General features: G+C 43.1%; 22 protein-coding genes and 1 pseudogene. 12 read left to right on the top strand and 11 right to left on the bottom strand.

The genetic code is table 11. From position 1 onward, the window contains the following. Positions 1-5: 5 nt before the first annotated feature. The gene (gene pstA / locus HMPREF9010_RS02045) at positions 6-881 is read right to left on the bottom strand and encodes a phosphate ABC transporter permease PstA (RefSeq protein WP_004303878.1); all 876 of its coding nucleotides are present in this window, start codon (positions 879-881) and stop codon (positions 6-8) included. A 1-nt stretch (position 882) separates the two neighbouring features. Then, positions 883-2,079 carry a phosphate ABC transporter permease subunit PstC gene (pstC, locus tag HMPREF9010_RS02050; protein ID WP_004303879.1) on the bottom strand — a complete coding sequence of 399 codons (1,197 nt, stop codon included), beginning with the start codon at positions 2,077-2,079 and terminating at the stop codon, positions 883-885. A gap of 177 nt (positions 2,080-2,256) precedes the next feature. On the opposite strand from pstC, the gene HMPREF9010_RS02055 reads away from it, so the two are divergent. The 4 genes from HMPREF9010_RS02055 (at position 2,257) to HMPREF9010_RS02070 (ending at position 7,086) form a co-directional block, all read left to right on the top strand. Further along, positions 2,257-3,069: a PstS family phosphate ABC transporter substrate-binding protein gene (locus HMPREF9010_RS02055; protein WP_004303880.1), complete on the top strand. Its 813-nt coding sequence runs from the start codon at positions 2,257-2,259 to the stop codon at positions 3,067-3,069. A gap of 48 nt (positions 3,070-3,117) precedes the next feature. Next, a complete protein-coding gene (locus tag HMPREF9010_RS02060; protein ID WP_004303881.1) occupies positions 3,118-4,857 on the top strand; it encodes a glutamine--tRNA ligase/YqeY domain fusion protein in 1,740 nt (579 codons plus the stop codon). Positions 4,858-4,959: 102 nt separating this feature from the next. Then, entirely contained in the window at positions 4,960-6,411 is a 1,452-nt protein-coding gene (locus HMPREF9010_RS02065; RefSeq protein WP_004296653.1) for a tetratricopeptide repeat protein, read from the top strand. Between the two features lie 30 nt (positions 6,412-6,441). After that, positions 6,442-7,086, top strand: coding sequence for a DedA family protein (locus HMPREF9010_RS02070; protein ID WP_004296652.1), 645 nt, complete (start codon positions 6,442-6,444; stop codon positions 7,084-7,086). Positions 7,087-7,256: 170 nt separating this feature from the next. Here HMPREF9010_RS02070 and HMPREF9010_RS02075 read toward each other — a convergent pair whose 3' ends face one another. Continuing rightward, positions 7,257-8,141 carry a DUF3078 domain-containing protein gene (locus HMPREF9010_RS02075; RefSeq protein ID WP_004296651.1) on the bottom strand — a complete coding sequence of 295 codons (885 nt, stop codon included), beginning with the start codon at positions 8,139-8,141 and terminating at the stop codon, positions 7,257-7,259. 198 nt (positions 8,142-8,339) lie between these two features. Then, complete coding sequence (tpx, locus tag HMPREF9010_RS02080; RefSeq protein ID WP_004296650.1) at positions 8,340-8,840, bottom strand: thiol peroxidase; 501 nt, start codon at positions 8,838-8,840, stop codon at positions 8,340-8,342. 137 nt (positions 8,841-8,977) lie between these two features. Between tpx and HMPREF9010_RS02085 the strand changes: the two genes are divergently transcribed. The 4 genes from HMPREF9010_RS02085 to HMPREF9010_RS02100 all read left to right on the top strand — a co-directional run bounded on the left by HMPREF9010_RS02085 (position 8,978) and on the right by HMPREF9010_RS02100 (position 11,780). Next, positions 8,978-9,541 carry an HdeD family acid-resistance protein gene (locus HMPREF9010_RS02085; protein WP_004296649.1) on the top strand — a complete coding sequence of 188 codons (564 nt, stop codon included), beginning with the start codon at positions 8,978-8,980 and terminating at the stop codon, positions 9,539-9,541. Positions 9,542-9,624: 83 nt separating this feature from the next. Beyond that, positions 9,625-10,104 (top strand): DUF4494 domain-containing protein, encoded by a 480-nt coding sequence (locus tag HMPREF9010_RS02090; RefSeq protein WP_004296648.1) that lies wholly within the window; start codon positions 9,625-9,627, stop codon positions 10,102-10,104. Positions 10,105-10,110: 6 nt separating this feature from the next. Beyond that, positions 10,111-10,779, top strand: a complete 669-nt coding sequence (locus HMPREF9010_RS02095) for a YggS family pyridoxal phosphate-dependent enzyme (RefSeq protein ID WP_004296647.1) — start codon at positions 10,111-10,113, stop codon at positions 10,777-10,779. Between the two features lie 23 nt (positions 10,780-10,802). Beyond that, positions 10,803-11,780, top strand: coding sequence for a dihydroorotate dehydrogenase-like protein (locus tag HMPREF9010_RS02100; protein WP_004296646.1), 978 nt, complete (start codon positions 10,803-10,805; stop codon positions 11,778-11,780). A 119-nt stretch (positions 11,781-11,899) separates the two neighbouring features. On the opposite strand, the gene HMPREF9010_RS02105 is transcribed toward HMPREF9010_RS02100, so the two are convergent. Next, positions 11,900-13,225, bottom strand: a complete 1,326-nt coding sequence (locus tag HMPREF9010_RS02105; RefSeq protein WP_004296645.1) for a PhoH family protein — start codon at positions 13,223-13,225, stop codon at positions 11,900-11,902. Between the two features lie 131 nt (positions 13,226-13,356). Between HMPREF9010_RS02105 and HMPREF9010_RS02110 the strand changes: the two genes are divergently transcribed. After that, entirely contained in the window at positions 13,357-14,847 is a 1,491-nt protein-coding gene (locus tag HMPREF9010_RS02110; protein ID WP_004303885.1) for a bifunctional folylpolyglutamate synthase/dihydrofolate synthase, read from the top strand. Here HMPREF9010_RS02110 and HMPREF9010_RS02115 read toward each other — a convergent pair. Beyond that, positions 14,815-15,189, bottom strand: a complete 375-nt coding sequence (locus HMPREF9010_RS02115; RefSeq protein ID WP_004303886.1) for a RidA family protein — start codon at positions 15,187-15,189, stop codon at positions 14,815-14,817. The genes HMPREF9010_RS02110 and HMPREF9010_RS02115 overlap by 33 nt on opposite strands. Positions 15,190-15,284: 95 nt before the next feature. Here HMPREF9010_RS02115 and HMPREF9010_RS02120 point away from each other — a divergent pair, with 95 nt between their 5' ends. Genes HMPREF9010_RS02120 through HMPREF9010_RS02130 form a run of 3 tightly spaced genes read left to right on the top strand, consistent with a single transcriptional unit; the run spans position 15,285 to position 20,893 of the window. Then, on the top strand, positions 15,285-16,901 hold the full coding sequence (locus HMPREF9010_RS02120; protein ID WP_008651502.1) for a formylglycine-generating enzyme family protein: 1,617 nt from the start codon (positions 15,285-15,287) through the stop codon (positions 16,899-16,901). 21 nt (positions 16,902-16,922) lie between these two features. Continuing rightward, complete coding sequence (locus HMPREF9010_RS02125; RefSeq protein ID WP_004310258.1) at positions 16,923-17,591, top strand: hypothetical protein; 669 nt, start codon at positions 16,923-16,925, stop codon at positions 17,589-17,591. Positions 17,592-17,611: 20 nt separating this feature from the next. Next, positions 17,612-20,893: a CHAT domain-containing protein gene (locus tag HMPREF9010_RS02130; RefSeq protein WP_008651499.1), complete on the top strand. Its 3,282-nt coding sequence runs from the start codon at positions 17,612-17,614 to the stop codon at positions 20,891-20,893. Here the strand turns inward: HMPREF9010_RS02130 and HMPREF9010_RS02135 are convergent. The 5 genes and pseudogenes from HMPREF9010_RS02135 to HMPREF9010_RS02155 form a co-directional block, all read right to left on the bottom strand. Beyond that, on the bottom strand, positions 20,868-21,161 hold the full coding sequence (locus HMPREF9010_RS02135) for a RyR domain-containing protein (RefSeq protein ID WP_004303891.1): 294 nt from the start codon (positions 21,159-21,161) through the stop codon (positions 20,868-20,870). The two genes, HMPREF9010_RS02130 and HMPREF9010_RS02135, sit on opposite strands and share 26 nt — an antisense overlap. A 22-nt stretch (positions 21,162-21,183) precedes the next feature. Next, complete coding sequence (locus tag HMPREF9010_RS02140) at positions 21,184-22,251, bottom strand: RyR domain-containing protein (protein ID WP_004310255.1); 1,068 nt, start codon at positions 22,249-22,251, stop codon at positions 21,184-21,186. Positions 22,252-22,255: 4 nt separating this feature from the next. After that, positions 22,256-22,828, bottom strand: coding sequence for a sigma-70 family RNA polymerase sigma factor (locus HMPREF9010_RS02145; protein ID WP_008651496.1), 573 nt, complete (start codon positions 22,826-22,828; stop codon positions 22,256-22,258). Positions 22,829-22,832: 4 nt separating this feature from the next. Further along, positions 22,833-25,096 (bottom strand): annotated as a pseudogene (locus HMPREF9010_RS26815) (hypothetical protein). Between the two features lie 126 nt (positions 25,097-25,222). After that, positions 25,223-25,729, bottom strand: coding sequence for a DUF805 domain-containing protein (locus HMPREF9010_RS02155; protein ID WP_004303897.1), 507 nt, complete (start codon positions 25,727-25,729; stop codon positions 25,223-25,225). Positions 25,730-25,735: the final 6 nt, after the last annotated feature.

Genomic DNA, 25,735 nt, shown 5'->3' with positions numbered 1-25,735 from the left:
CTAATTTAGTTCGTTTTTACTCTTTTCTCAAAATACTTTCTCAAGGCATTAGCCAGCAGATTCACCAACAGGATAATCATAATCAATACCAATGCCGTGCCATAAGCCAGCGGCAGTTGTGCCTCCATATCCGTTCCACTGGTGGAAATCACATACAAATGATAAGGCAAGGCCATACACTGATCCAAAATGCCGGTAGGAAGTTGCGGCAGGAAATATGCGGCACAAGTAAACAGAATCGGCGCCGTCTCTCCCGAAACACGTCCCAAGGCGAGAATCAACCCAGTGATAATGTTCGGCATACCCATCGGCAAAATAACATGCCATATCGTCTGCAACTTCGTCGCTCCCAATGCCCGGCTACCTTCACGCATACTGTCGGGAATGGCTTTCAAGGCTTCCTCCGTTGTCCGGATGACCAAAGGTACGCAAAGCAAACCTAATGTCAAAGAACCTGCCAGAATACTATCACCAAACCCCATATAATTGACAAACAGCGCCATACCGAACAATCCGAATACGATGGAAGGAATACCGCTCAAGTTATTGGTCATCACCCGGATAAAGCGTACCAACCTGCCTTTCGGCGCATACTCATTCATATAAATCCCACTCATCACCCCTATCGGAAATGCAAATAGCGCACTTCCCACCATCAGGTAGAAAGTACCGACAATAGCCGGCCAGATACCGCCACCTGTCATTCCATCCGTAGGAGCCGAAGTGATAAAATCCCAACTGATAGCACCGATTCCTTTATAAACGATAAATCCCAGAATCGCAAACAATATCAGTACAATGCAAAGACTTAACAACCGGAAAATCCCGAAAGCGAGTTTCTGCGAACGGTGTTTAGCTTTATTATTACTCCGTATTTCCATCTTATTTGCTACGTTTTAATCCTTTAGAAGAAATATATTCCACACTAAAGTTGATAATCAATGTTATGAAGAACAGTACGACACCCAACAGGAACAATGCCTGATAGTGCGGACCACCCGCAGGAGCCTCTCCCAGTTCGGCGGCAATCGTAGCCGGAATGGTACGCAAAGGCTCAAGGATCGTTGTCGGAATCACAGCCGCATTACCTGTCACCATCAATACTGCCATCGTCTCCCCGATAGCACGTCCGATGCCAAGTACCACACCAGATGTAATACCCGAAATAGAATAAGGAATTACTACCTTATATATCGTCTGCCATTGAGAAGCCCCCAATGCCAGACTCGCTTCCCGCATTGCACGCGGACAGTTACGCATCGCATCTTCCGTCACCGTTATGATGGTAGGCAATGCCATAATGGCCAGTACGATACTCCCTGCCAGGCCGCTCTCTCCCACCGGAAGATTAAACAACTTCTGAATCAACGGAACGATGACAATCAACCCGAAAAAGCCATAAACCACGGAAGGAATACCACTCAACAGTTCGATAATCGGTTTCAGCCAGTTCCGTACTTTCGGGTTTGCCACTTCAGACATATAGATAGAAACCGAAAGCCCGAACGGCAAAGCAAAAAGGATGGCGAACAGACTCACCCACAACGTACCGGTAATCAACGGCAGGAAGCCGAATTGAGCTGCCGGAGTGGCCGTAGGAAACCATTCGGCACCCGCAAATACATCTTTCACGGAAATGGTGTTATCCTCTATGAAATGCACCGCGTCCGGATGAACAATAAACTTCTGCGGAACAAAAGCTACGATACCCGGTGTTTTCTCTACCAGTTCCGTAATCTTGTCGCCTGCATATTCATAAGCAGGTCCCAACTCCTCTTCCGTACAATATTGCGTTATATCCTCCAAACGAAAAACCCGGATAGGGAGATCTTCCCCACCGAGTTCCTTCCAGTTTGTAATCTCCTCATCAAAAACATCCTTTATCTGTGCAGGGCTCAACACACTAACTTTGTTACTCTTATTCAGCGCCAACACATATCCCTCTTCTATCACCTTACTCTTGAACAACCCGAAAGCTTCCGTGAAAAGGAAGAGCACAATCAGCAGAATAGTAATACTTGTCACGAAACCGCTACAAGTCAACATTCCTTCTATAATCCTTTCAAATACCTTTTTCATACCTACTATGATTTCTGATGCAAAGAAAGCGTCTCTTTATTAAGGAGGTGTGACTAACGTTTGAAGGAAATGTTTCAATCATGTTACGTTTGTGTTACAAGTATCATTTCCATTCCGGATGAAATGGAAATGTAATATCCGATTGCTTAATTTGCAAAGTCAATAAAAAGAAGAAATATGAAAGTGAGAAGAAACTTATTAATCGCCCTTTCCTTACTCTCGCTCGGTGCCAACGCACAACGTATAAAAGGTAGCGACACGGTACTGCCTGTCGCACAACAGACAGCAGAGCGGTTTATGAACCAGCATCCGGATGCCCGTGTCACTGTAACCGGTGGCGGAACCGGTGTGGGTATCTCCGCTTTAATGGATAATACAACGGACATTGCAATGGCTTCCCGCCCGATCAAGTTCAGCGAGAAGATGAAAATTAAAGCGGCAGGAGAAGAAGTAAACGAAGTGATTGTTGCCTACGACGCCCTCGCCGTGGTGGTGCATCCCTCTAATCCGGTGAAACAGCTGACCCGCCAACAACTGGAGGATATTTTCCGGGGGAAGATAACCAACTGGAAACAGGTAGGCGGAGACAACCGAAAAATAGTAGTCTACTCGCGTGAAACATCGTCCGGTACTTACGAATTTTTCAAAGAGAGCGTACTGAAAAATAAAAACTACATGGCAAGCAGCCTTTCCATGCCGGCAACAGGTGCTATTATCCAGTCTGTCAGCCAGACCAAAGGAGCCATCGGATATGTAGGACTGGCCTACGTGTCTCCCCGTGTCAAAACGCTTTCCGTGTCTTATGACGGAAGCTACTACGCCACCCCTACGATAGAGAATGCCACCAACAAAACCTACCCTATCGTCCGGCCGCTTTACTACTATTACAATGTAAAAAATAAGGAACAAGTTAACCCCCTGATTCAGTTTATTCTTTCATCCGACGGACAGGACATTATAAAAAAGAGCGGTTATATTCCGGTTAAATAAAAAAAATGTCCTACTTTTGTAGCCTAAATACAGATAACATTAACCGTTATGACAGATATTAAAAACGAAGAAGCAGGCGAAAAGAAAAGCTTGAACTTTATTGAACAGGCAGTAGAGAAAGACTTGAAAGAAGGTAAAAATGGTGGAAAAGTGCAGACGCGTTTCCCGCCCGAGCCCAACGGCTATCTTCACATCGGCCATGCCAAAGCTATTTGCCTTGATTTCGGCATCGCAGAAAAACACGGCGGTGTATGTAACCTTCGTTTCGACGACACTAACCCTACCAAGGAAGATGTGGAATATGTAGAAGCTATCAAAGAAGATATCCAATGGCTAGGCTACCAGTGGGGAAACGAATACTACGCTTCCGACTACTTCCAACAATTATGGGACTTCGCTATCCGCCTGATTCAGGAGGGAAAAGCATATATCGACGAACAGAGTTCGGAACTGATTGCACAGCAGAAAGGTACTCCTACCCAACCGGGTGTGGAAAGCCCTTACCGGAACCGTCCCATCGAAGAGAGCCTCGAACTTTTTAAGAAAATGAATAGCGGTGAGATCGAAGAAGGCGCCATGGTGCTCCGTGCCAAGATTGACATGGCTAATCCGAATATGCACTTCCGCGATCCGATTATTTACCGTGTAGTGAAACACCCGCACCACCGTACGGGTACTACCTGGAAAGCTTATCCGATGTATGACTTCGCCCACGGACAGAGTGACTTCTTCGAAGGAGTGACTCATTCTCTGTGTACACTTGAATTTGTGGTACACCGTCCGCTTTACGACCTCTTCATCGATTGGTTGAAAGAAGGAAAAGACCTGAACGACAACCGTCCCCGTCAGACCGAATTCAACAAACTGAACCTAAGCTACACCCTGATGAGCAAACGCAACCTGCTCACACTGGTGAAAGAAGGATTGGTAAACGGATGGGACGACCCCCGTATGCCGACTATCTGCGGTTTCCGCCGTCGCGGTTATTCACCGGAGTCCATTCATAAGTTTATCGATAAAATCGGATATACCACTTACGATGCCCTGAACGACATCGCCCTGTTGGAAAGCTCTGTCCGGGATGATTTGAACAGCCGTGCTACCCGTATATCTGCAGTAATCAACCCGGTTAAATTGATTATCACCAACTATCCGGAAGGACAGGTTGAAGAACTGGAAGCAATCAACAATCCGGAAGATCCGGAAGCAGGAAGTCACCTGATCGAGTTCAGCCGCGAATTGTGGATGGAGCGCGAAGACTTCATGGAAGACGCTCCCAAGAAATATTTCCGCATGACACCGGGACAAGAAGTACGTCTCAAAAATGCTTATATCGTGAAATGCACCGGTTGCAAGAAAGACGAAAACGGTGTAATCACAGAAGTATATTGCGAATATGACGCAAATACCCGTAGCGGCATGCCGGATGCGAACCGCAAGGTGAAAGGTACGCTCCATTGGGTAAGCTGCAACCACTGCCTGCAAGCAGAAGTACGTTTGTACGACCGTTTGTGGAAAGTGGAAAATCCACGTGACGAACTGGCTGCCATCCGCGAAGCAAAAAAATGCGAAGCACTGGAAGCCATGAAAGAAATCATTAATCCGGATTCATTGAAAGTTCTGCCCAACTGCTACATAGAGAAGTTCGCAGCTACCTTGCCTCCACTCTCCTATCTGCAGTTCCAACGGATCGGTTACTTTAATATCGACAAAGAATCAACCCCGGATAAACTAATCTTCAACCGTACAGTAGGGTTGAAAGACACATGGGGTAAGATCAATAAATAACTAAGCTTTCAAGCTTAACTTTACAATGGGGCTGTGTCAAAAGGATCATCATCTGAACTTTTGCAACAGCCCCATCTTAGCAATTAAAAATCTAAAAGTAAAATGGGTAGAAAAAATTCGCCATCAGCAAAAAAGGAACTAGTCACACTAATCACAAACTACGAAGAAGCAAAAGCAGAAAACCGACAACTTTATCTGGATGCTGACCAATTGGCCGACATCGCCGACTGGTATGCCTCCGAACGAAAATTTGAAGAAGCACAAGAAGTAATCACTTATGGACTTAAAATACATCCGGGAAACACAGATTTGCTTATAGAACAAGCATATCTTTACCTGGATACCCAAAAGCTGCAAAAAGCAAAAAAAGTAGCGGATTCGATTACCGAAGAATTTGATTCCGAAGTGAAACTGCTGAAAGCCGAACTATTGCTGAATGGAGGAAAACTGGAGGAAGCTCAATGGCTGTTAAGCACAATAGCGGATGCCGACGAGCTGGAAACAATCATTGATGTTGTATTTCTCTATCTGGACATGGGATACCCGGACGCAGCCAAAGAATGGCTCGACAGAGGTAAATCCCGTTATACCGAAGATGAAGAATACATGGCTCTCACAGCCGATTATCTGGCATCGACCCATCAGGTAGAATCAGCCATCATCTATTACAATAAACTCATTGACAAATCTCCATTCAACCCTTCCTACTGGATGGGACTGGTGAAATGTTACTTTGTCCAGGAACAAATAGACAAAGCCATCGAAGCCTGTGATTTCGCATTGGCAGCCGACGATCAGTACGGGGAAGCTTATGCCTACAAGGCACATTGTTTCTTCTATCTGAACAATTCGGATGATGCCATCGAGAATTACCAAAAGGCGATTGAGCTCAAAGCCATTCCCCCCGAACTGGGTTACATGTTTATGGGAATATCCTACGGTAATAAAGAAGAATGGCAAAAAGCCGATGACTATTACGACAAAGTGATCGAACGTTTTGAAGAAGACGGAGACAAGCAGTCTATTTTATTGATAGACACCTATACCAGCAAAGCATTCGCCCTCTCTCACCTGGAAAGGTATAAAGAGGCGCATGAGTTATGCGAGAAAGCCAAAGAGATAAACCCGAACGAGGGATTGATTTATCTGACAGAAGGAAAACTATACCTGGCAGAGGAACTGGAAGACGAAGCTGCCATCTCTTTCGAAAAAGCGATAGAGATCAATCCGAACATAGAAATGTGGTATATGATTGCCTCTGCTTATTCGGAAAGTGACTATCTGATCGAAGCGAAAGAATACTTTGAAAAAGTGTACCAGATAAATCCGAAATACGAAGATGTGACGGAGAAATTGAGTGTTCTTTGCCTCATGCACGGTGAAATCGACAACTTCTTTAAATATAACAAGGAATGTGAACATCCACTGGAAGAAGACATGATCCTGGATCTGTTGAACAGTCCCGAACACAGAGAAGAAGACGAAAGAACTCTCAAAGAAGTGTGGGAACGCATGAAAAAAGAGAATAAGAAAAAAACAAAAGGAAAAAAATAAATCAATTTATAAATTCTATCCTCAAAAAACATGGAATCAGTAGCAGAACTTCTTAAATGGGTATTAGAAAACTTGAACTATTGGGTAGTCACTATTTTTATGGCTATCGAAAGCTCTTTTATTCCCTTCCCCTCGGAAGCCGTAGTACCCCCTGCCGCATGGAAAGCTATGGCAGACGACAGTATGAATATCTTTCTCGTTGTCCTATTTGCAACTATAGGAGCAGATATCGGTGCATTAGTTAATTATTACCTGGCACGTTGGTTGGGTCGTCCTATTATCTATAAATTCGCTAACAGCCGTTTAGGGCACATGTGCCTTATTGACGAAGAGAAAATACACCATGCAGAAGAATATTTCAGAAAGCACGGTGCAGCCTCTACTTTCTTTGGCCGTCTTATTCCGGCTGTACGCCAACTTATCAGTATTCCCGCAGGGTTAGCCGGCATGAAAATAGGTCCTTTCCTGCTTTATACAACTCTCGGCGCTGCTATATGGAACAGCATATTAGCTTTGCTCGGATACCTGATTTACCGTTTTACAGACCTCAAAACGACTAACGATGTCTATGTAATGGCCACCGAATACAGTCACGAAATCGGCTATGTCATTATAGCAGTGGTGGTAATTGTAATCGTTTTTTTGGCTTATAAAGGGCTGAAAAAAAGAAAATAAGTAGTAAAATACTCATTGCAAAGCCACAGAGGACGCAGAGAACACAAAGCAAGAACATAGAGTTACCGGGGCATCCATTATTGTAAATCGGCTATTACCCGTTAAATTCTTACTTCTTTGTGTATTCTACGTCCTCTGTGGTTTATTTTTTTGTGGTAGATAAGAGCTAATTAGAAATTAAACTGAACTCCTACTCCCAATATCTCTTTAAATTGCACACGAGCACCTTTTGTACCATCCTTTTGCACGATTTTCACATCATCGTCATACATAAGGTTAGTAGTAAGTGTGGTTGAGAACCATTTATTGATAATCATATTTACTTGTACTTCCCAGTTCACATCTATATTCAGCGGCTTATGCAGATAATCGGAATATAGATCCAAACGTGAATATACCGTCATATTTTTCAAGAATTCATATTTGGCTTCTCCTTTCAAGTTAGCACCGAAGCTGGATAATAGATGTTTGCCCGGATCCACTCCATAAGCTCCTTCGTCAGAGAGACGGTCATTGAGTACAAATGTTCCGCGCCACGCAGCAGGAGACAATACAACGGTAAATATCTTACCCGGATCATACGTAAAGCCCAAACCGGTAGTCAAATAGGCAGGAGCCATAAATTCGGAGATAGCAATGTCTTTATTGACGGAGTAGTCATATCCTGGAGAAAACTGTGTCTGGAAAGTGGCGAACGCACTGGCATACCAACTTTTGGCAATAGCATAGCCATAATTCGTATTCAAATAGATTTTATCATTTGCTTTCCTGGTTCCGTCGTCACCGGTCTTATTTAATCCATAAGCCAGTTCGATACGATTATTCCACAGATGTTTTCCTTTCTTATAATTAATCTGATAAGTGCCCTGCAAGTCAAAGGCAACGGAGTTATCACCTCCGGCAGCCCAATTAGTGAGGCTCACTTGCGTTAGTTTCAGTCCGGCAAATCCTTCTTTTGTCCAGGGAGAAATTTGTGTACTATCGGCAGTTTGGGCCGACAAGGTTCCAACGCCCATACATAACAGGGCGATGAATAGAGTTTTCATTTTGTTCATGATAGTTGAGGTTTAGTGTAGAAAAAACACAACCTAACAAGAACGGAGCCTTGGCAGTTTACCAAGCCTTTTTACCAGTTCCCATTAGGTCAAAATCTTTAAGATAAGTAGCAGGCTTAAGTATTAAGTATTAGCCATATTCGTTTATTAGCTGCAACTAATAGTTAATACCTAATACTTAATACTCCATATTCTATATTACTTTACAGCAGCTAAGGCTTTGTCATAATCAGGCTCCTGGGTGATTTCAGGAACAAGTTCCGTATATGCAATTTTGCCATCTTTACCAATCACAACTACCGCACGCGCCAAAAGTCCTGCTAACGGACCATCTGCCATACGCACTCCGTAACTTTCGTCGAAATCAGAGAAGCGGAAATCAGACAATGGAATTACATTTTCAATACCTTCTGTCGTACAGAAACGGCCGTGTGCAAAAGGAAGATCCTTAGAAATAGCCAATACTACCGTATCTTTCAATCCGGCAGCCATTTTATTAAACTTACGTACAGAAGTTGCACATACGCTGGTATCCAGACTAGGGAAAATATTTAAAATCACATTTTTACCATTTAAATCTTTCAGAGAGAAAGAAGATAAATCTGTTTTTACCAGCTCGAAGTCAGGAGCTACCTTACCTACTTGTATAAATTCACCGATCAGTTTCACCGGTTGTCCTTTGAAATTTGTTGTTGCCATAATGCATATATATTTAAAAATTACTTTATATAGGAAACAACTATTCCCCCAAATATGTTCACGGAAAACCTTTTCTAAATTCAATTTGTTATTCCTCAACGAAATCACTCTAGTGTTCAATTTAAAATATAAAATGTATGGAAACTGTATTCAATGAGATTCAACATTCAGTAAAAAATTGGTGGACTTCTCTTCTTTTGGGAATCGTGTATATCATTGTAGCCCTTTGGCTCATGTTCTCACCCGTAAGCACCTATGTAGCTCTAAGTATCATTTTCAGTGTATCGATGCTGATAAGCGGTATTCTGGAAATCATCTTTGCTCTTAGCAACCGGAAAGGTGTCCCGAGCTGGGGATGGTATATCGTAGGAGGACTCATCGACCTCGTTCTGGGTATTTACCTGATTGCCTATCCGATGGTCAGCATGGAAGTTATTCCTTTCATCATAGCCTTCTGGCTTATGTTCCGAGGCTTCTCCTCCACCGGCTATTCCATCGACCTGAAACGTTACGGAACCCGCGACTGGGGCTGGTACATGGCTTTCGGTATTCTTGCCATCCTGTGCTCTCTTTTAATATTATGGCAACCCGCCATAGGAGCGCTCTACGCAGTGTATATGATTTCTTTTGCTTTCCTCATCATCGGACTTTTCCGTGTCATGCTTTCATTTGAATTAAAGAATCTGCATAAAAGAAAATAAAAAGCTTTCGGCACTTACTTTGGGATTTTGTTTATCTTTGTAGGCAATTTACATAAATCAATTAATTAAAAAGGAAGAAAATTATGGCAATGCATACATGGTTTGAGTGCAAGATCCGTTATGAAAAAGTAATGGAAAACGGAATGCAGAAGAAAGTAACTGAACCTTATCTTGTTGACGCACTCAGTTTTACAGAAGCAGAAGCACGGATTATTGAAGAAATGACTCCGTTTATCTCCGGAGAATTTACCGTTTCGGATATTAAACGTGCCAACTATAGCGAACTTTTCCCCAGCGACGAAGAAAGTGCCGACCGCTGGTTCAAATGCAAACTTATTTTCATCACTCTGGATGAAAAAAGCGGTGCTGAAAAAAAGACTTCTACCCAAGTACTGGTACAAGCTGCCGACTTGCGCGACGCAGTCAAGAAGCTGGATGAAGGAATGAAAGGAACCATGGCAGATTATCAGATCGGTATGGTATCCGAGACTCCGCTCATGGATGTATATCCTTACAGCGCCGAACCGAATGACAAACCGGAGTTTGATCCATCAAAAGCATAAATAACAATGAGTATTGCTGACAATTTAAAGCAAGTGCTGGCCGAACTCCCTCAAGGAGTCCGGCTGGTTGCTGTCTCAAAATTCCATCCCAATGAAGCGATAGAAGAAGCATATCAGGCGGGACAGCGTATTTTTGGAGAAAGCAAAGTGCAGGAAATGACAGCTAAATACGAAAGTTTGCCCAAAGACATTGAATGGCATTTCATCGGACACCTGCAGACGAACAAAATCAAATACATGATACCATACGTAGCGATGATTCATGGAATTGATAGTTATAAACTGCTGGCCGAAGTCAACAAACAAGCTGTCAAAGCGGGACGTACAGTGAACTGCCTGTTGCAGATTCACGTTGCGCAGGAAGAAACCAAATTTGGTTTCAGTCCCGAAGAATGTAAGGAGATGTTGAATGCCGGAGAATGGAAAGAGCTGACTCATGTACGCATCTGCGGATTAATGGGGATGGCCAGCAACACCGATTGCATTGAACAAATCAACCGGGAATTTGGTTTACTAAATAGGCTCTTTAACGAGATAAAAACAACTTGGTTCATCCACTCCGATACTTTCTGCGAGCTGTCGATGGGAATGTCACATGACTACCACGAAGCCATTGCCGCAGGAAGTACGCTGGTACGGGTAGGAAGCAAGATTTTCGGAGAACGAATTTATTAATCAGGAGTAAAAAACATATTGCTATGACCGATTTAAAAACTACTTTCGCAGGGCTTTCCCTTAGAAACCCTATCATTATCAGTAGCTCGGGGCTGACCAACAGTGCCGGCAAAAACAAAAAATTGGCCGAAGATGGTGCCGGTGCAATTGTTCTGAAATCACTGTTTGAGGAACAGATCATGCTGGAAGCAGACCAACTGAAAGATCCGGCTTTCTATCCGGAAGCCAGTGACTATCTGGAAGAATATATCCGTGAGCACAAGCTATCCGAATACCTGACTTTAATAAAAGAAAGTAAGAAGGTATGCCCCATTCCTATCATTGCCAGCATCAACTGCTACACTGATTCCGAATGGATTGACTTTGCAAAGATGATTGAAGAAGCCGGTGCCGACGCATTGGAAATCAATATCCTTGCCCTGCAATCGGAAGTGCAATATACATACGGTTCATTCGAACAACGCCACATCGATATTCTCCGCCACATTAAAAAAACAATCAAGATACCTGTAATCATGAAACTGGGTGATAACCTGACAAATCCTGTGGCATTAATCGATCAGTTGTATGCCAACGGTGCAGCAGCAGTTGTTCTCTTCAACCGTTTCTATCAGCCGGACATCAATATCGAAAAGATGGAGCATATTTCAGGCGAAATATTCAGCAATGCTTCCGACCTCGCCATTCCGCTTCGTTGGATCGGAATTGCGTCTGCAGTAGTAGACAAGATCGACTATGCAGCTTCCGGTGGTGTTGCCAATGCAGAATCAGTAGTGAAAGCTATCCTTGCCGGTGCTTCGGCTGTAGAAGTTTGTAGCGCAGTCTATCTAAATACAAATGCATTCATCGGAGAAGCCAATCGCTTCCTCTCTGCATGGATGGAACGCAAAGGATTCAGGAATATAGCTCAATTCAAAGGCAAACTGAATATTAAGGATGTTCAGGGTGTTAATACATTCGAACGTACACAGTTCCTGAAATATTTCGGAAAGAAAGAATAAGGAAAAAGTATACTCAATCAATAAAGAAACGGTGAACAAATTGTGCTATTTGCAACAGGATGTTCACCGTTTTCTTTTTTAATCACTTATTAATTTATCTCGCTTAGCAGAGAAATCTGTTATAACAGGTTGCTTGCCAGTTCACTCAATTCACTTCGTTCACCTTTCAGCAAATTGACGTGTGCAAAGATATTCTGGTCTTTCATACGATCAATCATATATACCAAGCCATTGGACTGACTATCCAGATAAGGTTGGTCAATCTGCTGGATATCTCCCGTAAATACCATCTTCGTACCTTCTCCTGCACGGGTGATGATTGTCTTTATTTCATTCGGGGTCAGATTCTGCGCTTCGTCAATGATGCAATACATTTCGCTCAAACTACGACCACGGATAAATGCCAGAGCTTCAATCACCAGCTGCTCGCTTTTCTGCATATCTTCTATGCGCTTCACTTCGGTAGAGTTTGTAGCAAACTGACGTTTTATGACGTTCAGGTTATCAAACAACGGCTGCATATAAGGAGCTACTTTTTCCTGTGCGTCTCCCGGAAGGAAACCGATATCCTTATTGGAAAGCGCCACAACGGGACGTGCCAGCAAAATCTGTTTGTAATCCGTCAGCTTGCCCAAAGCAGCAGCCAAAGCCAGCAAAGTCTTACCTGTTCCTGCTTTTCCTGTCAGAGCCACCAGTTTGATGTTCGGGTCATTCAGAATCTCAAAAGCAAAACTCTGTTCCGCATTCCGTGGTTCGATTCCATAATTCTTACCCTTCATCACACGGATAATAGAATGGGTAAAAGGATTGTAGCGTGCCAATACACTATTCCGGTCACTCTTCAATACAAAACATTCATTGGGATGAATCAAATCCTTAAAGTCAAATTCACTCAAGTCAATGCCTTCCTTTGAAGAATAAATACGGTCGATCAATGCCGGATCTACATTTTCAAAAATCTCATTAGATTTCTCGAACACATCTACATTTACCACCTTATCCGTAATATAATCTTCGCAAAGCAATCCGATTGAACGGGCTTTCATGCGCAGATTCACATCTTTGGTCACCAAGATAGATTTCATTTTCGGATACTTGTCGGTCAGGTATTCGGTTGCCGCCAAAATCAAATGATCGGGTTTCTTTATAGGAAACGATTCCCACACTTTGGCAGCCGGCACATTGCTTGTCACGACAAACAGACGTCCCAATCCTTCGCCAAGCTTCACTCCGTCGGAGAAAAGCTCATCGCTTGTCAGCACATCCAATTCGCGCACGAACTCACGAGCATTGAAATTTATCTGCTCGTTTCCTTTTTTGAACTTATCCAGTTCTTCGAGTACAACAAGAGGGAGGTAAATATCATTTTCCTGAAAATTCTTCAAGCAATTGTAGTCGTGAAGAATAACATTTGTGTCTAGCACAAAATTTTTCTTAGTTCCCATGATTTCTTAGATTTAAATGTTGATATTTGCAATCTCATTCGCCAATCCCCCATTTATAGTCAGATTGACGGTTCTAAAGATAAACAAATTAGTGGGCAATAAAGATTGCCCGACGTTAAATATTATAAAACATGGACTATCAGAACACTTTAAAGTACTTATATGAGAGTGCGCCAATGTTTCAACAAATAGGAGGCAAAGCATATAAGCCGGGTTTAGAGACCACACACAAATTGGACGAACATTTTGGGCATCCTCATCAACAATTCAAGACGATACATATCGCCGGAACCAATGGAAAAGGATCCTGTTCACATACCATCGCAGCCGTATTGCAGTGCGCCGGTTACCGGGTAGGACTATTCACCTCCCCTCATTTAATCGACTTCCGCGAACGTATCCGTATCAACGGTGAGATGATACCGGAAGAGTATGTAGTCAATTTCGTAGAAGAGCATCGCTCTTTCTTCGAGCCGCTGCACCCTTCATTCTTCGAACTGACCACCGCTATGGCATTCCGTTATTTTGCCGACCAGAAAGTAGATGTAGCAGTTATCGAAGTAGGCATGGGCGGAAGATTGGACTGTACGAATATCATCCATCCGGATTTGTGTGTTATCACCAACATAGGCCTCGACCACACCCAATATCTGGGTGACACGCTGACGAAGATTGCCAAAGAGAAAGCCGGAATTATCAAAGAAGGAGTTCCGGTCGTTATCGGCAGAGCCCAAGGGGCAGTGAAACGTGTATTTACCATGAAAGCTAAAGAAAAGAATGCGCCTATCGAATATGCCCGTGAAAATGCCCGGTACTGGGACATGGAAATAGTTCCTTATTCGAAATTGCAAGAAATAAGACCGATGATGGACAACACAATTCAGAGCATGCACGAAATGATCGAAGCAATGGACGAACAATCAGAAGAAGAGGCAAACCAGATGCGGCAAGCATTACTCATGTTAGACCTGTCAGACAGTCTACGTACGCTAGACCAGATACTCGACAAAAGAAAAGATGCTATCAAAATCCACAATGAGATGTTTCCTTTCGGACTTTTCACAGAGTTGAGCGGAGCTTACCAATTCGAAAATATGTTTACCATCCTAAAAGCTCTTGCGACACTGACCCGTCTGAACTACAACATCAGATCCCAGGACTATCGCGCAGGTCTTGCAAACGTATGTCAGCTCACCGGTCTGATGGGGCGTTGGCAGAAAGTACACAGCTATCCGGATATTATCTGTGACACGGGACATAATGTTGATGGAATCGAATATATCCATGTACAGCTCAATGCCATTCACAAAACCTTCGATCAGGAGATCCATATTGTATTCGGCATGGTCAATGACAAAGACATCCGGGGGGTTCTGCGAGCATTGCCGAAATATGCCACCTATTATTTTACCAAAGCAAGCGTTAAACGCGCGCTTCCGGAAAATGAACTACTGGCATTGGCAGAAGAAGCCGGATTGAAAGGTACCACCTACCCCACTGTTGTAGAAGCTGTACAGGCGGCAAAAAAGAACTGCCCCCCCAAAGATCTGATCTTTGTAGGAGGCAGCAGTTTCATTGTCGCAGATTTGTTAGCGAACCGCGATACACTCAATCTCTACTAACGCATCCTTTGGCAGAGCTTTTACGGCAACCGCCGAACGTGCCGGAAAGGCTCCGTCAAAATACGTGGCATACACACCGTTCATCCCTGCAAACAGGGACATATCCTGAAGAAAGACAGTGGTTTTGGCAATGTTTCCCATTGTCAATCCTGCTTCTTCAAGAATGTGTTTGATATTCTCCAACGACTGGCGAGCCTGTCCTTCTATCCCTTCAGCCATCTGTCCCGTAGCGGCATCAATAGGCAACTGACCGGACACAAATACCATACCATTGGCTTCTATCGCCTGACTATAAGGGCCGATAGCCCCCGGAGCTTTCTCACTGCAAATTACTTTTTTCATATATATTTCTTTTTTCTGTTTACCGAATTTCAAAGATAAAAATAAATTTCGAGTAAGATTGACAAATCTGTTTCTTTTTATTATCTTAGCAGCTGATGAGCAAGCATAATTACGACATATTCATAAGTTACCGTAAAAGATGTTCGGGCGACAAGCCTGAAATGCTACAACTGATGCTGGAAGAATCCGGATTCCGCAAAAGGGTGAGCTTTGATAAAGACAATTTAAACGGTCGGTTTGATGTTGAGTTGATTCGCCGTATTGATGAGTGCAAAGACTTCATTATGTTTATGGTGCCGGAGACGTTTACAACGATCCGCCCGCTCAATGAAGAAGCGGTCGAGACAGGCGAAAAAGCAACATGGGACATGGAAGAAGTGGCTTTCTACGAACGGATGGCATCCTTGACCTATGAAGAGTTTGAAACGGAAATTAAGCAGATCAGCCATACCGGAGAAATCGATTTTGTCCGGATAGAATTAGGCCGTGCGTTACACCGCCGGAGTAGAAACCCCAAACAGATAAATATCATTCCGATTGCTCCGCAGGAAAGTGAAAGCTATGATTTCGCCACCCTGCAACTACCACCGGACATTAGCGGATTAAAAGATTTTCAAGCTGTATTTTACAGTAACTCACGAGTAGCCCGATTCAAAGATATAAAGGGTGACCTCCTGAAACAAATGTTATCAAAACCTTCTTATGTATCTGCCAAATGGCTTGTGATGACTTTCATTGCTCTATCATTAATAGTAGCAGGAAGCAAAACTTATACTTCCATCCAAAGAACGGCAGAACAAAAACTGGAATTCAAGGATTGCCGCACTTATGACGATTATAGTAGTTTCATAAAGAAACACCCGGACAGTTCTTTGAAATCTACATGCGACTCCATCCTGCATGAATTCAATGCACTCCGGAATGACGGACGCGCTTCCGTAAACAACACCGGGAACAGGGATATAAAAGACAGAGAGAAAGAATGGGTAGACGTAAAATGGAATCCCACAATCACACTGCCCCAGCTCCGCTCCCTGGTGGACATGATGAATAATATGCTGCTGATTCCGGCCAAAAACAAAGAATTCATCATGGGGAAAACTATGGGAAAAGGATATGACTCACCGCAGCACACCGTTGTATTAAGTTCCGATTATTATATGTGTAAATACGAAGTAACACGTTCGTTGTGGTATGCCATTATGAATGACTCCATTGTTACGGAAGAAGGCATGCTGCCTATGACACATATAACGTGGAATGATGCAGAAGCCTTCACCAAGAAGCTGAACAAGCTCACCGGTTTACCTTTTTCTCTCCCTACGGAGGCGCAATGGGAATATGCAGCAGCCGGAGGCGAAAGCTATCCTTATGCTGGTTCAGACAACATTCGTGATGTAGCTTACTATGCCTCCAATGCTAATGAACGCCTGCATCCCGTTGGCGAGAAACGCGAAAACGGATTCGATTTATACGACATGTCAGGTAACGCCGCCGAATGGTGTACAGACTGGATGATCCGGTATGAAAATACACGGGTCACAGATCCCCAAGGTCCGGCAGAGAATCCCGGACACCATAAAAAGATAGTGAGAGGAGGCAGCTATCTGGCCAACGAACGTGATATGGACATTCGCCATCGTAGCGTACAGACTTACGATACATCAGAACCACATATCGGATTTCGTGTGGTACTTAATCCTATTCAATAACACTATGAATGCAGAATAAAAATGAGCAGGAAAACTATTTTCAGAGTATTCATCCTCCTGTTTTTTTCCATCGGAGGGCAAATGAGTGCCAATGCACAGACAACGACACCCTTTGAAACGGTGTTCGACGCCTGTAAGAAAGCATGTGAAGCATTGGACGGCGGCTTTGCCAGTGGCGAACAACTGCTGGCAGTAAGCAAAACGCTGCGTGATGCAGCCCCTATCCCATTAACCGTCAAACAAACCAAGGGCGATGTCTTGAGCCTGAAAGGACATCTGGTATTTGACTACGAATTCATTCAAGCCTGCGTTGATAATGAAACAATCTATGAAATTGCGGACAAGTATGCAGCAGAAGCGAGGATGAGAGGTGATAAGGACTCCGCCAACAAAGTAAGATTAGATACCAAAATGGTGGCTGCCGGTCAGACCTGTACTTTCGAGATTCCGAGCTGTTCGGGAACCTCGCAGATAGGCTGTGTGGCAGAGGTGAATCGCTCTTTCAGTTGGAAAATAAAGACAATCGGTTATCAATCGAAAAGTGAACGGGAATACAAATGTAATGACAGTGTCCGGAAAGGTCTTCCTTTCCGTAAAGAAAAGGTTAGCTCGGACGAACGGTATAAAATCATCGTCTCGATCACCAATAAAAGCAAGAGAGACGGGAGCTTTGCCTTGATCTTATTTTAATCCACTAAAATCTCTATTATATGCGACAATTCATTCTATCTCTATTAGCCTGTCTATGTCTGACAGCCTACTCACAGACTGCAAGCCAAGCCGACCTACTGGTTGAAGAAGCTCAAAAACTAGAAAGTAAACAAGATTACCCAACTGCCATTACCAAACTGAAACAAGCGGATGAATTATATGTCAAAACGGGAAAGACACAGAGTGCGGAACGCGCTACCTGCCTGCACATTCTCGGCCGTTGTTATCTGAATCTGGAACGTCCCGAAGGACTAACCTATACACAAATGGCAGCAGATATGCGCAAGACCATACTGGGCGAAACAAATATCAAATACATTTCCTCCCTGAACAACACGGGACTCTACTACCTGACTGTTGCAAAAGACTATCCTAAAGCAGCAGAAATTCACAGCAAGACATGGGAATTGTGCAGTCGCATTCAACCCCGTCCCGAACAGGCATTCATGTTTCATATCAATCTCGCCCGCTGCTACATAGCTTTAGGAGAAATGGACAAAGCAAGTGCCATCGTAGAAGAGGAAATAGCCATCAGTAAAAAGATGTATGGCGAAAAGTCCCTTTCAGTTGCCCGTCAACTCCAGCAGATAGGTTCGTTGTACTACCTGTCGGAACGTAAAGACGTAGGGGTAACTTATTATGAGCAGGCCTTCAACATCTTTCCTGACGATTCAAAAGAATACGAGCAACTTCTCGATTGGATATCGTCCATCTACCTGGAGCTGAACAATCAGCCGAAAGTATTGGAATACATGAAATTGGCAGAAGCTCACAATAAAAAAGAATTGGAGAAGCCTTGCGACGAGCCCGTTTGTCTGACCGAGCGTGCACAGTATTTCGCCAGTATAGGTGACAACGACAAGGCAAGGGCACATTTTCTGGAGGCTTTAAAGAAATGCGATGTGAATACCCATAAGGAGATCGTTTTTAAAGTACGCCACAACTATGCGCAATTTCTCTCCGGAATACAAGATCATGCATCTGCCGGCGAATACTACGAACTGGCAGCAGACATCCTTCGCAACAATCCTGCCGAACAGGCTAAATTTGCATTGGAATCTTATCTGGGCGGACTCAATTATAGCATTGCCGCCAAGTATGAGGCCTCCAATCGTATGCTCAACCAGGCACTGTCGGTTTATGCACAGATGTTGCCGGACAAACTGGACAAATATGTAGACGCCTCCATTGCATTGTGCCGTAACTACGAATTCACCAAGGAGTACGGAAAAGCCCTCGAAATACTCACAAAAGCCGAAAAACTGCTTCCGACGGGTGATAAGTCAGATAAGATGGGGGAAATTCTGCGTTCCAGAGGCAGTATCTTATACCGACAAAAACAATATGCAGAAGCAGCAGCAAACTACCAACAAGCTGCAGACATTTACAAAGTTCTTCCAGGCAGTGATGTAAAATATCAGGATGTACTTAGCAGTCTGAATCGTTGCCACACCATGATGGGCAATGAGACAGCAGCCAGGCAGACAGAACAGGATGCCGAACGTCAACGAATGGCGGTTTTAAACAGGCTATTGAAAGAGAATCTTGAACAATTGGACGCTTATCGCCTGCAATGGGGAGAAGACGGTTTGATGTATGTCTCCGCATTAGGGACTATCGCTGACATCTACTATACCCAAGGACAGACCGACAAGGCATTAGCCTATATGGAACCTTTCCTCTCCGGCGAAACAACCGCGCTGCGTAATCTTTTCCGTCTCTCGAAAGCCGATGAACGCCTGGCATTCTGGAAGGATATCCGTTCCTCACTGGACAGTATTCCCCTCCGTGCAGCCAATATCGCCGCAACAGGTACACCTGAACAAAAACAACGTTTTGCCCGGTTAGGTTACGATGCATTATTGTTTTCGAAAGGTATTATGCTCAATTCGTCTATTGAACTGGAGTCTCTGATCCGCGCTTCGGGAGATAAATCCCTGCTCGACCAATACAACAAGGCTACCCTTATGGCGGAACAAATTTTATCCATGCAAAGTGAACTCCCGAATGCAACCAATCAGACGGAAGCACGGAAAAATATCATCCGCCAGAAAGAGGAGTATGAACAGCTGCAACTGGACTTGATGCGAAAATCTACTGATTTCGGCGACTATACCCGTTATCTTTCTGTCAAATGGCAAGACGTACAAAAGCATCTACATGGAAACTCCATCGCCATAGAATTTGCTCTCATAGACGATGAACTACTAGCTCCGGACAAACACCTGGCCGCTTTCGTACTTCGTCCGGGCGACACGTCTCCCACCGCAATCAAGTTAATGAGTCAGAAATTGCTATCGAAAGAGATGCAATCGCCTACGGCTTTCACCACAACCGAAAACGGGGCACATTTCTGGAAAGCGCTGGATGAATATATCAGCAAAGCGGATACTATTTATTTTTCACCTGACGGGATACTTCATCAGTTACCTGTAGAATATCTTCCGTATGGAGCGGGTAACCCGCCGTTAGCATTCCAGAAAGCCGTCTATCGTTTATCGTCAACAAAAGAAATCGCACTCGACAAAGCTTCACTGAACTACTCATCAGCCGCACTTTTCGGAGGATTAGACTACGAAATGGCTTCAACTAAAGTTCGCAATATTGTTTCTACAGATCATAACTCCGGGAAATTCCGTAACGGACAGAATGGGTATCATGAGTTACCATATACGCTCAATGAAGTAAATAACGTAAATTCCCTATTGAAAGAAAAGAAGATTAAAACCAATCTATTCGTAGGTGAAAACGGAACGGAAAAGCAGTTCCGGGCACTCGACGGCAAAGCTGTTTCGTTGATTCACATAGCTACTCACGGAGACTATAAAGAATTGAAGCAACGTGAAGCCGATGATGCGATGAAGCATTGCTTCCTGATTATGTCCGGCGCCAATGCCACGGAAGAGAATAACGACGGACTGCTCCGTGCAGATGAAATAAGTAAACTAAACCTCCGCGGTTGTCGTATGGTTGTTCTTTCTGCCTGCAACACCGGTCAAGGTACTCTTGGTGCGGATGGTCTTTTCGGTCTTCAACGAGGCTTTAAGAATGCAGGAGTACAAACCATCCTCATGACACTTTCAGCTGTTGACGACCAGGCCTCCATGCTTCTCATGACTAAATTCTATGAGAACATCATTTCAGGGTTATCCGAACGACAGGCTCTTATAAAAGCGCAACAGTACCTTCGTGAGAACGGATATGCAGACAGTAAATATTGGGCACCATTTATCTTGTTGGATGCAGGCAAATCGCCTATTCCTCATCCTTCGAAATCTTGAACCCTAGTTTCATAATCAGTTTCAAGGTTTCCACCGAAGAATTTCTGTCGTACACCTTTTCTTCTTCAGGTAATTCTTCATACGGAACCAGGCACGGATGCTGCTTCAACACATCATCCCGCTTTTTTCCATACGTCCAACCTTGTTCTATTCTGGTTTTCGACCAGACTTCATGAACATTCTTAGCCATCTCTTCTACCAAATATTCCAACTCCTTCGGGAGTTGGATATGTCCTGTATCCACCGGATTGGGAATATACTCTTTCATTTTATGATTCATTATTTATATATTAGCGGAACAATTTCCAATCTATCTTTTTACCACAATGACTGCAATAGATTTGGTCCATAAAAATAGACGCACCACATTCACAGACTTTGGCATCACCTTCATTCTTCAATTTTCTCATCAGCTCATTATGAAGAGCCGTATCGCCCTGTTTGATAATACTATACCCCAGCTTTTTCATCAGCTTGATCGTATCAAACGCCATACGTCGATCATATTCTTTTTCCGAATAAGGAAGCATGGAATAAGGCACCATGTCCGGAGTCTCTTTCTTCTCGTCATCCCTCTGCGGTCCATAAGTCCATCCCTCTTCCTGGCGCTGGTCGGCCCAGATTTCGTGCGCATTTTCAGCAATGGCTTCACGCAATTCAATCAAATCAGTGCTCAATTCAACATCTTCCAGATCAATAGGCCGCGGATTATAATCCAGATCAGGCACTTTCACTCTCGCAAGATACGCTTTTGCATCATTCCATGCCGCAATAAAGTGATCCTTGGGATAGGCCGTACTTTCCTCTCCTGTTGCAGGATCATAAAGCGTCACTTCCTCTTCATTTACGTCAAGCACTACTGCTGCATGATAAGCAATTTCCTCCTCACTATTTCCCGGCAACCGGCAACTATTTACCACAACAATCGCATCATGTCCGGCCTTGAGGGCACGTATGACACTGTCAATACTGGAACCATAACTGCGCATCACAATCAATCCGCGTTGTTCGAGCAGGCGGCCTACACTATGCAAAGGAGTTCCCCTCTCCCTCAACCAACTGTTATTTCTGGCCTCCTCCGAGAGTTCATCCGAATTATATTCAATCTTTCTACGTTTCAAAATAAACTGCTCACACTGGAAATCACAAAGATTACCTTCCGATTTGGCTGCCATCTGCGCCATTGGCAGGAAGTCCGTTTCTTCATCATCAGCTCCCATCATGGCATCCAACTGTTGAGACAAGATAAATTCCTCTTGCAAACTTTCATCAGTCGCCAGATATTCAAGTACCAAAGCTGTTTCTTCAGCATTCGTCTTACCTTCTTCAAAAGCAGCCAACAATTCTTCGGTTATCATATTTTTATCTTTTGTTTTCATACTTCTTCTTATCATTCATAGCTAAGTGAGCCAATGCTGCCAGCGCACGCTTTTTAATATTGTACAGATTAGCAACAGTTATTCCCATAGATAATGCTAAAAATTCAGGTTCGACCTCTTTGAGTACTAATTCCCTGATGACCATCACATACCGCTTATTCGACATCAGATCGAACAAACGTTCCAAATCAATCTTTGCGGCTATTTTCGATTCAGAGTCGTCTATTTCTTCTTCATGATTCTGCTCATAAAGAGGCTCTTTACTCTCGTCTTCTATCATCTGTTCACGTTTTTTCCGGGAACAGAAAAAACGAATTGCCACAATCTTAATCCATGTTCCAATGGTGCTACGTCCCTCAAAATTACGAAGAACGGCAGCATCATTCTTCATTAGATGATGGTAGAGTTCGCTGATACATTCATCGTAATCAACCTGGTAATCAAATATCAGCTTAATTACATTGATAAACAACGGACGATATTTTATGTTGAAAAACCAATCGGTGATTTTTTCATCCCGATTGATTAATCCGTCGACTATTTCCTGATCTGTCATATAGTTAGTTCTTTTTCAATCTAAAACTTAGCTCAACCACACACTGGTCATAAGGGATGGTTTCCGGATATTTACTTCTTAAAATATCATTATCGACGATGCATTTATGCTTCTTCTGCTGAAAGTCTTTATCTCCGTCACACGTTACAAATCCTTGCAGTTCCATACATGCATTCCAACGCAAATGTTCGCACTTACTCAAATTATCAAATAATGTACTGGAAACAACGTCACAAACCTTAGAATAGTTCAATGTATGGGCATCACGCTGCGTCAGCTCAACCATCTCTTTCAATCTTTCCTTATTATCTTTGCCATCCTCTCCCATGGCCCCGGCTAAAAACTTTTTGGTATCGATATGCCATACATTAGCCCTATCCTGCTCTTCCTGATAAGCCAATTTAATTTGTGCATTCAAGCTATGCTTGTCCTGCAATGCCTCTCTACGCGCATTCCATTCTTCTTCCGCTGTTTGCTTCAGGCTTTCCTTCGCTTTCTTCTTCTCTTCAATTTCCTTCTCATTCGTTTCAGGCATTGCGTCAATCATAATTTTCTGATATGCATAATAAAATTCCTTTGCCAATACTTCAAGCACATCTGTCGATACCACATCGTACGAGAATATTTCTTCCTGCGCTCCAAAAGTTATGATTACATCCCGGGTATTGCCATAAATATTAAAATACTCTTTTATTTGCTTCAGCTGAATGGTGTTGCAACTTCCATTGACGCGCAGATAAATCCTAAAATCATTGAAACAATCCTTTCTATATCGATAGGCATATTCGTAGAGATCAATCGCCAATGCCATCCCTTCATTATCATTTCCTATAGCAATTACAACATAGTTTAGATCATGAATGATTTCAGAAAATTTTTCCCAAAAACGTTCGGAATGGATAGACATTTCTTCACACCATTCCAACTCATTTTTCCTCTCCTTCAAGGCAGGTGCTTTCATTAAAAAATCACCTTTCAATTCATCCATATGTTCATCAACCACATATATTTTTTGAGGGTTCCTATTGCCATTTACATCGATCAATGCCCCAAACTCATATAGAAAACGAAATGCATCACGTCCGGTTTCTCCAAAGCCAATAATCATCGACGTAAAAGGTTTCTTTACACAAGCCTTCGATGTATCGACATCTACAAAATTCACGGGGTGATTCCTCACATTCTTTTTTAATTGCAATACAGCAAGATTAGACGAGTCGATGATATGAATCTGATGTTTCAACCCATCACATATTTCCAACTTCTGGTTCTGGTTGTTCTTACGCGCATGGCAATAAATCTGAACCAGATTATGGACTCTATCTTCTTTACATTTCGCTATTTCCTTAAAAACAGACACCGCCTCCAGATTCAGTTCTTCATTGGGAGACAAAAAATAGAAAGTTGCCTGCGGATACTTCTTGATTAGATTTCCCAATCTCCTCAATCCGAGATATTTGTATAAATCAAATTCCGATTTGACTTTATCTATAACCCGGCCTGTGATTCCAAATTTAGAGTTAACCAGTATGCCGTCAAGCTCTTCTATCTTTTCTATGAATTTTTCAGTTCCGTCATGAGACGAATTAAAGAAATGACTGAATGTGAACCGGCCATGAGAACTGCTTTCATTAGCAGAAAGCCAACCTCAACAAAAATGTAATTTACAATTCCTCCCAACCTTCTTCATTCCTTCCCCTTGGGCTCTGCCGCTTTTTTTCTTATGCTGTTAGCCAGCAGTATCGCATTATCATTGACACCCCAGAAAATAAACAGCCGGCATTTCTTCTTTCTTGAAAGATTCGCCGCACATAACCGCACCCATGAGATGAATCTGAATCCTAACAGTTTGATGATAAAAACCGCACTCACTATAACGGCCAGGAAATGTATCACAGAAAATATCGTCATGTAGAAAGGATCATGATGCAGATCTTCAGGAACCTCCAAAAGATCGGAATGCGAAGCGAACATTTCCATAGAAGACAGAGCAGACCTAAACGCCAACGCTATCGAATTACTGTCACTCCCTCCCTCATTAAAAGCGTACCAATATATCAGGAAACCTGCAATAAATACTGTACCTGCAATCCATTTCAGGTTATCCACTAAGAATTTCCGCTTCTTAAAAAGCAGGTATACTAAACCTATCCCGATAATGATTAACAAAAGGGTAGAATATCCCCATTGATTTAAAAAACAAGGGTCTGTCGCGTGCTGTGCATTGCATTCACCAGTTTGAGAGATTACTGTGCTTAACATATACATATTCGATAGATTGATTATTTATTCTACAAATTTATACAAAATATTGAATAACAAACAGATTAGTAACAAAAAACCTCCTGCAAAACGAATTTTGCAAGAGGCTTTCTTATTTCTTCTTTAATAAGATTATTCAGCTTTTTCTTTATTCTCCTCCGCTGGAGCTTCTGCAGGTGCGGGAGCATCCTCCACCGGCTTGTCAACTTTCACCTCTTCTCTTGAAACGTTTACAGTCACATTTACAGAAGCAGGCTGTGCCTGATATGGCATACGGTTTTTCGGATCTGCTCCGTAAGGATTAGGACCTACCGTACCATCTGCAAACAACATATACAATGCAAAAATCCAACCAATGATAGGCACACAGCACAACAAAATCAGCCAACCGGATTTGTTTAAGTCGTGCAGACGTTTCACACCCTGTGCCAAAGAGAACCAAATGGAAGCAATCATAGCAGCAAGACCGATCAATAAACCAAATACTGATCCACCGGCCGATCCGCTGGCAGCACCCAAAATAAATGTACCTACACCAAGTGCCCATGCAATACTGGAAACTATACCACCGATAATGCCCGACAGGAAATATTCAATTCTACGAATACGCCCGTCAAATGAGAAAGGAGCTTTGAACATAATTTA

Origin of the sequence: Bacteroides sp. 3_1_23 (assembly GCF_000162555.1) — a bacterium.
Classification (GTDB): domain Bacteria; phylum Bacteroidota; class Bacteroidia; order Bacteroidales; family Bacteroidaceae; genus Bacteroides; species Bacteroides ovatus.
Note: the sequence above shows the minus strand (reverse complement) of the source record. Positions and strands in the feature narration are given on the sequence as shown.